This window comes from Allomuricauda sp. ARW1Y1 (genome assembly GCF_013407935.1).
GTDB lineage: Bacteria > Bacteroidota > Bacteroidia > Flavobacteriales > Flavobacteriaceae > Flagellimonas.
The window spans coordinates 36,659-51,343 of the sequence record NZ_JACBZU010000005.1 but is presented as its reverse complement, the minus strand read 5'-3'; the positions used below and the strand labels follow the sequence as shown (position 1 = coordinate 51,343).

Annotated in this window: 14 protein-coding genes; all 14 read left to right on the top strand. The window is 40.2% G+C overall.

The window, feature by feature from the left end; genetic code table 11:
* Positions 1–144 precede the first annotated feature (144 nt).
* The 14 genes from GGE08_RS13220 to GGE08_RS13155 all read left to right on the top strand — a co-directional run bounded on the left by GGE08_RS13220 (position 145) and on the right by GGE08_RS13155 (position 14,234).
* Entirely contained in the window at positions 145–597 is a 453-nt protein-coding gene (locus GGE08_RS13220; protein WP_179385366.1) for a PDZ domain-containing protein, read from the top strand.
* Positions 594–1,514 carry an alpha/beta hydrolase family protein gene (locus GGE08_RS13215; RefSeq protein ID WP_179385365.1) on the top strand — a complete coding sequence of 307 codons (921 nt, stop codon included), beginning with the start codon at positions 594–596 and terminating at the stop codon, positions 1,512–1,514. Before GGE08_RS13220 ends, GGE08_RS13215 begins: the two co-directional genes overlap by 4 nt.
* A 97-nt stretch (positions 1,515–1,611) precedes the next feature.
* Positions 1,612–2,163: a hypothetical protein gene (locus tag GGE08_RS13210; RefSeq protein WP_179385364.1), complete on the top strand. Its 552-nt coding sequence runs from the start codon at positions 1,612–1,614 to the stop codon at positions 2,161–2,163.
* A 77-nt stretch (positions 2,164–2,240) separates the two neighbouring features.
* A complete protein-coding gene (locus GGE08_RS13205; RefSeq protein WP_179385363.1) occupies positions 2,241–3,875 on the top strand; it encodes a hypothetical protein in 1,635 nt (544 codons plus the stop codon).
* A gap of 183 nt (positions 3,876–4,058) precedes the next feature.
* The gene (locus tag GGE08_RS13200) at positions 4,059–5,156 is read left to right on the top strand and encodes a DUF2911 domain-containing protein (RefSeq protein ID WP_179385362.1); all 1,098 of its coding nucleotides are present in this window, start codon (positions 4,059–4,061) and stop codon (positions 5,154–5,156) included.
* Between the two features lie 193 nt (positions 5,157–5,349).
* Positions 5,350–6,630 (top strand): DUF885 domain-containing protein, encoded by a 1,281-nt coding sequence (locus tag GGE08_RS13195; protein ID WP_179385361.1) that lies wholly within the window; start codon positions 5,350–5,352, stop codon positions 6,628–6,630.
* A 590-nt stretch (positions 6,631–7,220) separates the two neighbouring features.
* Positions 7,221–7,760: an RNA polymerase sigma factor gene (locus GGE08_RS13190; protein ID WP_257024034.1), complete on the top strand. Its 540-nt coding sequence runs from the start codon at positions 7,221–7,223 to the stop codon at positions 7,758–7,760.
* A complete protein-coding gene (locus tag GGE08_RS13185; RefSeq protein ID WP_179385359.1) occupies positions 7,760–8,314 on the top strand; it encodes a hypothetical protein in 555 nt (184 codons plus the stop codon). Before GGE08_RS13190 ends, GGE08_RS13185 begins: the two co-directional genes overlap by 1 nt.
* Positions 8,295–9,380 (top strand): hypothetical protein, encoded by a 1,086-nt coding sequence (locus tag GGE08_RS13180; RefSeq protein WP_179385358.1) that lies wholly within the window; start codon positions 8,295–8,297, stop codon positions 9,378–9,380. The genes GGE08_RS13185 and GGE08_RS13180 overlap by 20 nt, the downstream gene beginning before the upstream one ends.
* 102 nt (positions 9,381–9,482) lie before the next feature.
* Complete coding sequence (locus tag GGE08_RS13175) at positions 9,483–10,139, top strand: hypothetical protein (protein WP_179385357.1); 657 nt, start codon at positions 9,483–9,485, stop codon at positions 10,137–10,139.
* 4 nt (positions 10,140–10,143) lie between these two features.
* On the top strand, positions 10,144–10,362 hold the full coding sequence (locus tag GGE08_RS13170) for a hypothetical protein (protein ID WP_179385356.1): 219 nt from the start codon (positions 10,144–10,146) through the stop codon (positions 10,360–10,362).
* A gap of 5 nt (positions 10,363–10,367) precedes the next feature.
* Positions 10,368–11,096, top strand: coding sequence for a head GIN domain-containing protein (locus tag GGE08_RS13165; protein ID WP_179385355.1), 729 nt, complete (start codon positions 10,368–10,370; stop codon positions 11,094–11,096).
* 201 nt (positions 11,097–11,297) lie between these two features.
* Complete coding sequence (locus GGE08_RS13160) at positions 11,298–12,836, top strand: hypothetical protein (protein WP_179385354.1); 1,539 nt, start codon at positions 11,298–11,300, stop codon at positions 12,834–12,836.
* 312 nt (positions 12,837–13,148) lie between these two features.
* Complete coding sequence (locus GGE08_RS13155) at positions 13,149–14,234, top strand: AraC family transcriptional regulator (RefSeq protein WP_179385353.1); 1,086 nt, start codon at positions 13,149–13,151, stop codon at positions 14,232–14,234.
* Positions 14,235–14,685: the final 451 nt, after the last annotated feature.

Below are 14,685 nucleotides of genomic sequence, written 5' to 3'. Positions count from 1 at the left end.
CCTTTTCAACCCTCTCTTCATGGAGCCTCCTGTTAAAGTCTCTTAAAAGTCGGTACTGATTTTTGCATTTGCAGCTATTCGGACGACCCGGCACCCATAAAGCAGTACGTTTGGTTTCAAAATAAACCAATAAAAGCAAACTGTATGAGTCGTTTATCTTCCGTTTGGATTTTTCTGTTCATCTCAATTTTGGGATTGCACTCCATTCATGCCCAAGCACTAAAAAGAAAAGGACTTTTAGGGGTAATGATGCAAACCTTGAACGATAGTATTGCTGCCCAGCACAACCTTAAAGTCAGTTCGGGAGTCCATATTACAGCGGTAATGCCCAATTCCACTTTTTCAAATTTGGGTGTGGAACAGGGCAATGTGCTGACAAAACTAAACGGCAGGTCGATGAACGGTATCCAAGACGTTCTGGATGTTACCGGGCAGTTATACGAAGGCGACCTTGTAGAAGTGGAATATTGGTCAGATGGTAAGAAGCTAAGCAATTCTACCCGTCTTCTTGGAAGGTCGAAGGAGCGCTTTGAAAATGGTATTGTTTCCTATGATGAGGTGGTTTACGAAGGAAATACCTTAAGGAGTATTTTGTGACACCCAAACATACAACGAAGCCACCAGTGGTATATTTTCTTCAGGGCTATACCTGCGGCTCCGTAGAAACGGTATCCGACGACGGCCCAATGAAAAAGTTGCTGCTCGATTGGGTAAATGCAGGTTTTGCAGTGTATAGGGTTGAAAAACCAGGGGTAGGTGACAGTAAAAGCGAGCGGCCATGCTCAGAAATTGGTTTTGAAGAAGAACTGATGGCATTTAAACAGGGGTATGCTGATTTATTGAAAAATCAAACAGTGGACACGGATAATATTTTCATGTTCGGACACTCCATGGGAGGGGTGATAGCTCCACTGTTGGCTGAGGTAAAATCACCAAGGGGGATAATTACCTATGGAACCGTTGGAAAAAATTGGTACGATTATATGGTGGATCTCTATACCATTCAGCCCAAGCATTTTGGGGTTTCTGAAGCACAAATCAAAGAAAACAACAAGGTCAATCTAAAATTCAATGACGATTTGCTGGTCCACAAATTATCAGGAAAGGAAATGTCGGAGAAAAATGAATACGCATCACAATTCAACCTAGAGGACCTTAAAAGGAACCAATACATTGGACGTCATTTCAAATTTTGGCAAGGACTGGTAGATGTAAACATTAAAGAGGCATGGAGCAAGGTAAAAACCAATGTGCTGGCCATGCACGGCGAATTTGACATTCAGGCAATCGATGGGAAAGGTGCACAGCGAATTGTTGATTTGGTCAATAAGCATGGAGGTAAGGGCACCTTTGCGTTGATAGAAAACGCAGATCATGGCTTTGTTAGCTTTGATTCCATGCAACATAATGTCCAGACCCTTTCCAGCGGAAATATGCTATCGTATGCGAGTGAAAACTACAATCCCGAAATAGCTAGGGAAAGCATTGACTGGATGCAAAGCAATCTTAAATGATAGAAAATAAGACCTAAGTTTTTAATGGCTCTTTGCGCACTTTCTTTTCATGTACCGGTAAGTCACAGGAAATTGATTTAAATCTGATCAAAATACAATGGCAAGAAGATCTAGAGTTTTTGAAAAATGGGTGGAGAATGCGGTTCCATGTTATATAAATGAGAAAAAAGAAATTTTTATAAACCGTTACGATGGGTCAACGGCATCTATGGTTCCGTCAAATGGTATGGAAATGGTGTTGGAGATACATGGCTTACGGAATGTATTGGGCGATGAAGGGTGCGACCTGCACTTCTTTCAAACTGGGCTCAATATACAGGTCCTGCCCTTAAGAACATATTGGTTTGATGATGGTCTATATATTTTGAACGCTGCTTTGGAATACGAAGATCCCATCTCCGCAGAATGGGTCGAACAACTAAATGGCACTTTTAATGTGAAGGAAAGAAAACTAAATCTTGAAGGCGATAATGGTAAACTGTCATTAAAGATGTCCGGAAAGATGAAAAATCTCTTTGATATACAAGCGCAACTGAACTTCCATTCCAAAGGAGCGCTTTCAACCGATATTATAGGTGTATTTCTTCATTATTGTACCGATTCTTTAATGACCTTGGAGTGGAAGAAATATAGTTTGACTGTTGACTAATTGAATAATATTAGATAATGAAAATCTATCATCCACTAATTTTTCTGTTCATCCCTTTGTTATATACAACAGGGACTATGGCTGAAGAAGTTTCCACCAAGGAAAACGCTAGATATCATATTAAAAGAACCGCTATAGCAATTAAAATTGACGGTGTAGAAGGTGAAAAGGAAAGGAACAACACACCATTCATAGATAAACTTTACAATCATAACCCAACAGATATAGGTATTTCATTAAACCCATCGGAAATACGTCTGGCATTTGACAATCAAACCCCCTACATATTTGTTAAGAATGATAGTATGCAGGCCATAAGTTTTAATAATGATTTAAAATCATGGCAGTTTGTTTCCAAAATGAATGAAAAGAACAAAGCCCTTGCCGGAAAACTCATAGATGAAATTAAGGGAGAAGCCATCACAATGCCACCCATGGGGGATTGGTTGGTATTAGAAATGGAAAGGGACATCCCAAAAGGCATCATTACCTATTCATTGCTCGAAAGACCGTTAAAGAAAGTAGATAAAGTTCATTTTTTAGGATATCCCTATAACGTCACAGAACCTGTGACCATAAGAGGTTCATTTTTGGGTCTTGCCAAGGATGGCAATTTAAGTAGGGATGTTCCCAAAGGAAAGTACAGCGGATGTAGTGGCGGGCCAGTTTTAGATACAAAAGGCAAGGTGGTGGGGTTGGTTTCCATGGGAAATTTGAACGAAAAGGAGAACATTATGGTTTTTGAACCCGCCCCTTTGGAATATTTCAAAACCGTAATCAAACACTATTCAAAAGAATATGGTAAAACAGAGTTCTATACCAAGCTTACCGGAATTATCTCGCCAAATCTAGAATACTTGGGTAGAGGAAAAGTATCTCAGGAAAAGGCTGTAACATTGAAACTCTACAGGTTCACTTATAATGAAGAAGGGAATCTATTGAATATTCGATATTTCGATAAAAACCGCCCGGATAATAATAGTTACTATGGCACACATGAGGTTAGGTATGCCTATTTAGAAGACCAACTCATTAGGTCTTATTATGATGCAGAAGGTAAAAAAGCTACCACCTACAGACATTATTATTTTGGAAATGACATACACAAAGAAGTTTTTCAATTAGATAAGAATCAAAACAAAACCTCCTTGATTTTAAAGGATTCTTTAGACAACCAAACGGAAAGCGGCATGGGTTCTTATCTATTTAAATTTCAAAAAATTGACAACAAAACATTTATTCAACGGCAGTTCAAGAAGGATGGGACTCCGAATGTACTGACTAGATATTTCCCCTTTCACACCACTAAAATTTCTGTGGACCAAAAGGGTTTTTTACAATCAATTGTAAATGTGGACAATAATGGCGACCCAATTTTGAACATCAATGCGGGATATGCAGCCGTAACCTTTGATTTTGACGAATACGGAAACGAACTCGGATGGTCGTTCCATGATGTTCAAAATAATTTGGCAAACAGAAATAACTATTTGGATATGGATTATGACTTTGCCAAAGTGGTTTACGATTTTAACTGGAAAAACAAAAACCTTGGCCTGTATAATGGTTTTAAGGAATCCTATTTTGATGTGAACAATCAACCCACGGAAAACAATAAAGGGATTCATTCAATTCACTATGAATATGACCAAAATGGAATGTTCATAAAAATGGTCAACTATAATTTGGATGGCAAAAAGGTTGAATCATAATGGTTTATACAATACCTATAAATGCAGTGAAATTCCGTTTTAGACACCAAATGCAAAGTGATAGGATTGGTTTCCTTGGAATGTTTCAACCAAAAGGAAAACAAAATGGTTTTGAGCCTGCTTCGGCCAAACATTTTCAATCAATCATCAAATAAAATTTAAAGACAGCTAAAATAATTTATCATGAAAAGACTTTTTATTGCTTTAGTAGCAACCGTATTAACGCAAAACATAAGTGCGCAATTCCATACCTTGAATATGCCACAAGAAAGCCCTAGGGTACAAGAGATCCAAAGATTGGGCATCACCGAGATTACATTGGATTATGGAAGCCCTGCATTGCGAAATAGAAATGTTTGGAAGGATGTGATACCTCAAGGGGGAGAGCTCATTCCATGGCGGGCTGGTGCCAATATGGCCACCACCCTTACATTCTCTACGGACGTAACGATAGAGGGACAGCCTTTAAAAGCAGGAAAATATGGATTTCACATCATTCCAAAAAATGATTCCTATACCTTGCTATTTGCCCACAATCATGATCAATGGGGCAGTTATTATTTGGATATGGAGAAGGATATAAGCCTGCAGGTAACCGTAAATCCCGAAATATGTGCAATTTCCGAGCAGTTGGATTATGAATTTTTGGACAGGACCGAAAATTCGTTGATCATTGGGTTGGAGTGGGGCGAAAAACGCATTCCATTTAAGGTTGAAGTGGATTTAAATAAAACTGTTGTTGAAAGTTTACGAAGCGAATTACGTGGTATAAATACTTACCATTGGCAAGCTTGGAACGATGCTGCCAAGTGGTGCTTGAACCATAACACCAATCTGGATGAGGCTTTGGAATGGGTCGATAGATCGATCAATGGTGGATATGGCGGTTTTGCAGCCGATAAGAACTTGACCAACCTTTCAACCAAGATACAGTTGTTACAAAAATTAAACAAGGCCCAAGAAATGGAAAACACAATTTCTGAAGCCAAAAATCTGGATGTCACGGCTTATGAAGCCAACGGATTTAGTCAGTTCTTGCTTCAAAACGGATTCTATCAGGATGCCTTGGATTATTGTAATACAGCCTTAAATAAAAGCCCTGACACTTGGTTTCTTCAACTTAATAGAGGTATTGGCCATTACTTCTTAGAGGACAAAAAGGCTTCCTTAAAGGATATTGCCAAAGCAATTAGAGGTGCCCCAAAACAGTTCCATTCAAGATTGAAAGAAATAATGGGCGAAATTGAAAACGGTACCTACGAACTGCCTCAACGATCTTAATTCAAATTTATGAACTATTTGAAGCCCATAACCGGATAGCTGGTTCTTTGTACCTCGGTGATTTCTGTGGCCAGAATCCATCGGAAGTTTACAGGGAAACGTGCGACGCCAATGTAGAAACTATGGATTATCAATAGAATACAAGGTGTTGAGTGTAGATGGTTTTGACTATCAGATTTTTAATATGGATATAATGAAGACTGGTTTTTTATGGATTGTTTTGATACTTCCAATACTGACTTTCTCACAGAAGCAGGATTTTAGAACAATAGAGGAAGAATTTTTGAATGCTTTTGAAGCCATGGACATACCTGATTTGCAAATCAATTATGTGGATTTGCTCCAAGATATTTCCACGGGGAAGGAGCTAATAGAACAAGAAATGTTTTTTCGGGGGATGCTGGAAAAAATCAAAAATATTGATAGTTCCAAACTAACAGATCATCAATGGATCAATTATGAGATCATCAATTATGAAGCCCGTCTAAATCTCAAAAGAATCCGTTTGGAACAAAATTGGAAAGAAGTTGTTTTGGATGATACCAAAAGTATTTACACTATCCCCAACGGAAAACAATGGTATACCTATCTCTTAAAACGTTGGGTGGATGCGGAGGTGAAACCGAAAGAACTGTTCAGTTTTGGATTGGAAGAGATAGAAAAGGTGAAGTCCAATATGAAACGGTTACAGGTAGCTTCAGGATTGTCCGAGGAAAAATTTCAAAAATATTTAGGGGACAAGGCTTTTTATTTTGAAAAGCCGGAAGACATTCAAAAAGCCTTTGAAAAAATCAAGGAAAGGGTAGGTCTACGCTCAAAGGATCTTTTTCCATATGTCCAAGAAATACCAGAGGTCAATATCGCTAGAAGCAGCAACCAAAGTATGGTACAGGTTCCTGCTTATTACAGCAACAATACTTTTTTCTACAATGTTTTTGATGAACCGTTCAATAAAAGGCAATTGGGATGGTTTTATGTCCATGAGGCCGTACCGGGGCACCATTATCAACTGATGGTCAATGATCAAATTGAAAGAACCCCCATACAACAACTTTTTTGGTATCCTGGATATGTCGAAGGCTGGGGTGCATATGTGGAATATTTGGGTAATGAATTGGGAATTTTTGATACCATATATGACGAGTACGGAAAATGGGAATGGGACCTGATCAGGTCTGTTAGGGTTTGTCTTGATATTGCGTTAAACTACTATGGTTGGTCCGATGAAAAGGCACTTGCATTTTGGAAAGAACACATTAAAGACCAAGATGATATTGGTGTTCGGGAAATAAACAGAATGAAACGTTGGCCGGCACAGGTAATTACCTATAAGTACGGGGCAAGCATATTTTTGGGACTTCTCCAAGATGCAAAATTAAACGCTGACTTTGATTTTAAAACCTTTCACCATAAGGTATTGGAGCATGGGGACATACCCATCAGCATTGTCAAAAAAATGATGCAAAAAAGATAAAATTCTTGGTTAAAAACCGGTTATGACAAAGCCAAAGTTTTATCCGTTTTCACGATAATACCAATACGTTGGAAACCTTCTGACAGCTTCAAGGTTTTCTGTAGAATTCCCTTAGGTAGTACTGCCTATTTTTTTAAAACTTCATCAAATGTATCGTCTTTAATACGCTATTCAAGAATATGATAAGGTGAAACATCCTTGTTGTATCGAAACTCCCATTTAGCCTTCAGATATAGGTGATAGGCATCCTGATATGGGTCTTAAATAGGTTCAATTCGGCTACAACCACTCCATATCCAATTTGCGTTATCTTTTACTTTTGGGTTGGCCCGGGACCTTGGATGTTAACTTACGTTAAAGTGTGGTTCTGAATTTTGATTGTACATCAATTCGAACCCATTTGATCCAAATACCTTTTTTCTTCACTACGGGTTCAGGCAGGACCGCCAGGTAGCACGAAGCAGTTTGTGCTGTTGACAGAGATTTTTCTTCAACCAAAAAAAAGGGGTGCGATATGCAACCCTTTTGATTTTCACTTGTCACTGAGTGCGAATATGCCTGATATAGGTTATGAATTAATAGTACATGCATTGGAAACCAATATTCGTTTCAAACACAGAGAACTTATTGAGGGCAGCAAATCTGGAAATCGTGAAGCTCAATATAAATTATACCACCTGTATGTGGGAGCCATGTTCAATATCGGGATGCGCATGTTGTATTCCAGAGAGGACGCGGAAGATGTGGTACAGGAGAGTTTTGTGGATGCTTTTGGCAACCTTGGAAAATTTAAGTACGACAGTAGCTTCGGGTATTGGTTAAAGCGAATAGTCATCCATAATTGTATCAATCATTTAAAAAAACAAAAGGTGGAAACAACACCATTTGAGAATCATGAACTTCACTTACATAAAGTGGAAGACCCCCAGGAAGGGACCATGGATATACAAAAGATCAAAAAGGGAATGGAAATGCTTCCGAAGGGGTATAAGCAGATTATCGTCCTCTATCTTATCGAAGGGTACACCCATGATGAGATAGCTGGGTTTTTGTCGATATCTCCTTCCACATCAAAATCACAATATCACAGGGCCAAAAAAAAGCTTTTGGACCTACTAAAGGATTTGTAATGGATGAATTTGAAAAATACATAAGGGCGCATCGCCGATCCTTCGATGATCATCAACCGGATACAGAACGGTTATGGTCGAACATTGAAATGAAATTGAGAAACGTGGCTGTCAATAGGGTACCTTATTGGAGAAACCCTGGCTATCAAATAGCGGCCAGTTTTTTGTTATTGCTCGGAATTGGTGTTTTGTCTGTAGGTATGTTGAGTGATGGGCTCCTTGATGATAGGCCCAATGTGTCGACTTCCGTGAATCGGCAACTGTCCGACTTAAACCTGCACTATACGGCTACCATTAACCATTACAGGGAACGCCTTGAATATTATCCGGGCTTGTCCGCAACCGAAAAAGCCGACTTTTTGGAATTTCTGGACAAGTTGGATACGGAATACGAAGCTTTGGAGGCGGAGCTGTATAAGAACATCAATAATGAAAAGGTGTTACAGGCCATTGTCCAAAACCAGAAAATACGAATTGAACTCATTAATAACTTCTTACAACAAATGAAGAAGTCCACTAAAGTCAAGGAAAATTATGAAAGCTATAGTCTATAATCTCTGGGTGTGCAGCATGCTGTTGCTGGGCCATTTGGTCCATGGACAGAAAGTGTATTCCAAACAATGGGAAACATCATTTAGGATACCAAAATCACAACGGCTCTTTTTGGAAAATCAATACGGAAATATCCTTATTCAAGGATGGGAGCGGGATGAAACCGTCGTCAAGGTAAAGATGACGGTGGATAGTGGGAGAGGAGGTCAACCACAGACGCTGCTGGAGCAGGTAGAAATCCGGGAGGAACATCTCAAGGAAGGGGTACAAATAAGCACACGTATCGACGCGGTGAAAAAGGGGTTTTGGGATAAATTCATCAGCGATGGAAATAGGAATTCCATGGATATGGTTGATCTGACCATAGATTATGAGGTGTATGTTCCCCAAAATTTGGCATTGGACATCCGTAATAAATTTGGAGACCTGACAATCGATGGATGGAACGGGGAGTTGACCGCTGCCGTTGGCCATGGTGATATCTGGGTCAACAATTACTTGAAACAAGCTCGGTTCACTTTGGAATATGGTACGCTTCAGACCAAGGACCTTGGACAGTCTATTGTGAATATTACCAACGGTAAGATGGATATGGACCATGTGGAGAAGCTGGAATTACACAGTCAAGGCACAGAAGTTAATCTGGGTCACGTGTCCAGGTTGGTTTTTACATCGGACAAGGATAGGGTGGATGTCGGTACTGTAGGTTCGCTAAAGGCAAGTCTTATATTTTCGATAATGCAGATACGTAGCTTGTCTGGAGCTGTGGAGCTGTCCTTGAAATTGTCTGAGTTAAAAGTTCTGCAGGTCAATCATCCTGAATTACAAATATCCATTGACCAGGAGTCATCTGACATTCACCTGAATGTTTCCGGAACTTCATTTGCGTTCCATGCGATTTTGAAGGAAGGTCTTCTCCGAGTCCCCAAAACCTTTCAACATGTAGAGAGTCATGTTTTGGACCCAAAGAAAAGGATTCGCGAAATCCATGCGGATTATGGTGCTACCACAACCGGCAAGCTATCTATAAAAGGGAATAGAGGTATTGTCATTCTTTCGGAAGATTGATTCCATCAGTAGTATATGAACCATCAACCATAAGTAGCGAGAAAACGTAAAATCCGAAGTGCGTTTGACGCGCCACAACATTAGCCATTAAAAACGAACAATATGAAACATCAAAAAGCAATTTACTTTAACATCCTTGTGTTGTTGGGCCAAGGGCTTATCGCACAAAATGACAAAGACTACATTGAATTCAATGACCGCTATAATGTAGTACATGGAGTCTACTTGGGACTTACTACCCATTACGGGGAAATTGACAGTGAAAACTCCTATATGATGGGGTTGAAGGCTGCATACGTTGCCGATCAGAAACTGGAGATTGGACTGGTAGGTGTCGCATTTTATTCAGAGCAGGATGAGTTTGGGTTGGATACCAATGAATTTGATATCTATGGAGGTTACGGTGGTCTACATTTGGAGCCTATTCTGTTTAGGCATTCCAAATTTAGTTTATCCTTTCCGCTACTGTTGGGTGGAGGTACCGTGGGTTACGGGAAGGATGATTTTTCTGGAAGGGATAATCCCGACACAGGTGACAACGGAAATTGGCCGACCTTTTTTATCGCCGAACCAGGTATCAATGTACTTTTTAACTTTTCTAGATATCTCCAATTGGAAGTAGGCGGAAGATATCGCCTTACCAGCAGGTTTACCATGCTTCCCGGTAGTCCGGTTGATCTAAATGGGTTCTCTTTTGGCTTTGGCATAAAGGTAGGTGTGTTCAATCTGGGAAGGAACCGATATCAAAAACAGCTATAATCCTATGTCTATAAACAAAGATCGAAAAAAGCGTATGGGCAGGCCATTTCAGCAACCTATACTAACGGAACATGTGTATCAAGAAGATAGCATTGTCTATGTTAAGGAAGAACTGGTATTGCCAGGAGTCCAAAAAGTTCAGGAGCAGTGGTCCCCGATCAACTTTTACTGGAAATCCGATTATGAACTAAAAGAGAATTTGATGAATCACTTTAAAATTTAAACCAAATGAGAAAAAGAGTTATTTATGTATGGAGTTTAGCAGTGTTAGTCTTGGGAATGGGCTCATGTGATAATGAAACCCTGGAAGCTTCGGAACAAATTTCCGAAAGAACATATGCATATTCAGATTTTAGTGGGGTCAGTGTGACCAGTGCCTTTAAGGTCTTTATTACGTTTTCAACGTCAGAAGAAGAAAACGTTGTAATTCGATCCAATGAGAATTTACAGGATAAGATTGTTGTGGAACAGCAGGGGGGTGTTTTGAACTTTGACCTTGAAAAGAATACAGGTATTCGGGGAGATGTCGTTTTAAACGTCTATATCACCACCCCAAACCTCAATCTTTTAAATGTTTCCGGGGTCTCGGAAGTAGTTTTTGAAAACAAGCTCACGGCCCAATCGTTGGAAATGAACGTTTCTGATTCCGGCAATGTATTTGGTGAATTGGAGGTCGAATCTATGCGGCTAAACCTTCGTGGAACTTCGGACGTGAGTTTATTTGGAAGGGTGGATACACTTCAAGCAAAGCTGGATACCAGTAGCGATCTCAAGGATTATGATCTTCAAGTGGACAACTTAGAAATAGAACTTCAAGGATTAAGTGAAACGTATATTACGGTGAATGGTACTTTACATGTCGATGCATCAGGAACGAGCAGATTGAATTATAAGGGAGATCCAGCTGTTGTACAGCAAACGCTATCCGGTTTGGCCAAAGTGGTCCATGCCCATTGATGCATACAGGCATTAATGGCAATAGTGGACCTTGGGCCTACTTGTGGATTTTTGGTTTTTAAGGGTGTTAAACATCGTTAAAATGGGGTTCTGATTTGTGCAGATGCATACAATAGGACGATTTAACACCCTTGAATCTATAGTTTTACCCATAAATAACCCTAACAAGGGCAATGTGAAAATATGTTAGACCTAACTGTCATGAACAAAACAATTATACAATTCGTAACCATATGTTTTATAATCCCCATAAGTATATGTTGGGGTCAACAGACTATTCCAGTAGATAGAAAAGCTTGGTTGGAAGATTTGGAGTTTTTGGAGCATAGTATTTCCAAAATATTTCCGGATTTTGAATCCCACCAAGGCTCTGGGCTTTTTATACAGGAGCTTTCGGACCTACGGGCGGATGTACCAACCCTATCCCCAAAAGAAATCGTATTTCGCATTCAAAAGGCCATGGGAACCTTGGGAGATGAAGGGTGCAGCATTTTACCTTTTCAAGAGGTTTTGGAAACGACGATTTTACCAATATCCCTTTATTCTTTTGAAGATGGCTGGTATATCTGTGATGCCAAGGATAAAGCCCTCGTTGGTCAGCGTGTGTTAGGTATGGACGGTAGGTCGATGGGGGAGGTCTATGACATGATGAAGCCATACCTCAATGCTGACAATGTCCATTATCAGGAACGTTTGTTTGCGGTATATGGGATTGTCCCGGATATGCTGAGAAGTAGCGGTCTGGAAGGTGCTGATACAGCCGTGCGGCTACAAATAGCTGGAGATAGGGAGATTCTCCTGGAAGCAGGCCCATTGTCTGAATACACCAGTCTGGATAGAAAGCTGCCCAATGATGGTCATTTTCAGTTGAATCAGAAAGATCACGATAATGAAAATTATTGGCTGGAGTATATTCCCAATAGTGAAACCATGTATGTCCAATTGCAGCAGATTTCCAATAATCAAGAAGGGCCTTCGTTTAAAAAGTTTGTGGATCTTATGGCTGACGGGATTAGCACTGGAAAGGCAAAAAAGATCATATTGGATGTACGATATGGCGGTGGTGGAAACGGGTTCAAACTAAAGCCGCTTACCGGTTTTTTGCGCGACTCTGAGCAAATCAACCAGGATGGCAACTTGATGGTCCTTACAAGCAAAGCCACCAAAGGGACCTTATTGGAACTTGTCTCTTTACTGACTTTGAACACCCAAGCGGTCGTTATAGGGGAACCGACAGGGGAAGGACCAAATACTGTAGGGGATGTTCGCGTAGTGCAAATGCCCAATTCCAAGATCAAGGTTTCATTGACAAGTATTTTCTGGCCTACCAGTTGGGACATCGACAAGCGCTCCACATTGGAGCCTCATGTGGAAGTGACGTTTACTTTTGGGGACTACCTTAACGGTGAGGATCCTTGGTTAAATGCAGCAACCGCCTATGTGGGTTCCCGTCAATTGGCTGTTATGGATACCGCCCTTGCCGAACAACTTTCCGGTACTTATGATGTCCATGACAGAAAGGTGAAACTTAGCTGGGAAGATAATCAATTCACTATGCAAATGGGTCGAAGAATAAAGAGCTTTTTTGAATTCAAAGCTAAGCTGTTCCTAAAATCCGAAGGTGTTTTGGCATCAACCATAGAAGGGGTCAACCTACATTATAAAAGGTTGGATTCGGGTCAGGTAGCCCTTTTGTACCTAGATTGGAAGGGTACAAAATTGGACATGAAACGTAAGTAAAAGTCATCAATCATCAATCATAAAACAATCAGTTATGCACTTAATTATGGTCAAGAACCTTCGGTAATAAGTACAAAGTGGGCTTGTCGGATACATTGAGATGACATTAGCGTGTAATGGTGGGCCTAGGTTGGAGCGGTTTATCCAGTGCTTTGACAGCTATCCCGATGTCATACGACAATCGGGGGTAGCCGTTGCTAAAGGGGAAGGACAGTGGATTGTAGGTTTAAGACTTAATCCAGGGTGCTACATATTACATGTTTGTTGAATGCTTGGTGCAATATCAAGAAATTCTTATAACAACTTGTGGAAATGAACGCCTGGCAAATTTTTATCTATGTAATTTCAATTCAGCTTGGATTATTGGCTTTTGGCCTCTTCTTCCTTCGGAAGCATGGGATTCCCTATGCCAATAAAATTTTTGCAGTTTTCTTAATACTGTTGGGTTTTGGGCTGATTGCGTTTGTGCATTCTTCGAATACTGTTTTGTTCCCATATGAGTTGGTCTCCATCGCCCTTTATGGGCCCTTGTTTTATTTTTATATGAGACATCTCACTACAAGGCAGAAGGTAGAGCGTTCCGATTGGGTTCATTCGGTGCCGGTCCTTTTGGTTCTTGTGGTAGCTGTTGTGCAAGTCATAGGTCACTATAGCTCAGGGATGGAGCTTACTTATGGTCTTATTTTTATGGAGGTTCTATCTAAAGGTGTTAGGATCCCAATATTTCTGCTCCTGTTAGGTTATGCTTTTTTCGGACAATGGCGATGGTTACGAAACACGAATATTGGTACATCTCTTTTTCAGTGGGTCAAAAGGCTGAACCTGGGGTTTGTACTTTTTGTGAGCGCACAAATGATTGCCGAGCTATGGTTGTTCTTTGCAACGGAACAGCATATGGTAGTCCATCTATGCTTGCTTGTTGCCATATCTCCATTCCTTGTCATATGGGCTTACTTCAGTCTGGCCATATCAGGTGGAGTAAACAATGTTGTGTTGTGTTCACCGGCGAATGGAACTGAACCCAAAGCTTCAGGCTTGCCTACCAATTTTGCGCAGGAACTCCAAGTACAGCTCATTGCCTTAATGGAAAGCAATAAACCTTACCTAAATGCTGATCTCCAGCTAGATGATATTGCACAGATGATCAATATATCCAGACACCATGCTTCACAATTGATCAATGATTATTGCCATCAGAATTTTTATGAGTTCATCAACCGATATCGCGTGGAGGAGGCGAAAAAAATGTTATTGGATGCCGACAACGACCATGGTATTGAGGATGTTGCATTTCAATGCGGTTTTAATAATAGGATCTCCTTTTATCGTACATTCAAAAAATTTGAGGGGGTCTCCCCAACAGAATTTCGAAATGAGTTGTTGGTCGAAAAGAAATAGCCCGATATGCCCAGAAAGGATGTAAACCCATCCCGATATTTCACTTTATAGACTTTGTCCATGTATGGAATCGAAAACCAATACGTCGTTCTCAGTTCATGAAATTATGATTTCCTTATACAATAGTTACACCTTCCTTTTCTTGATATGTAGCCAGAAAGGTCTGCTTTCCCCAATTGTTGTTTTGAGTAGGGGTCATGGGCGTGATTTTTATTGCTGATTATCGTGCTAGTACCTTAGATACTGGGGTTTTCTCAACCATGTTACAATCTGTCAAATGTTGCGTTACATCTTATAAAGTTTTACCTAAGTCCTTTTTCAATGCCTTTTTTTTGATCCCACAATTGTATAAGGGTTGGGCAGGGAATATGCCTTCTTTCATTAGGGAACGAATTAAATCCATTGAACTCTGTTCTCATTTATTGAATGTTTTTTGAGCTAGTCACCAAAT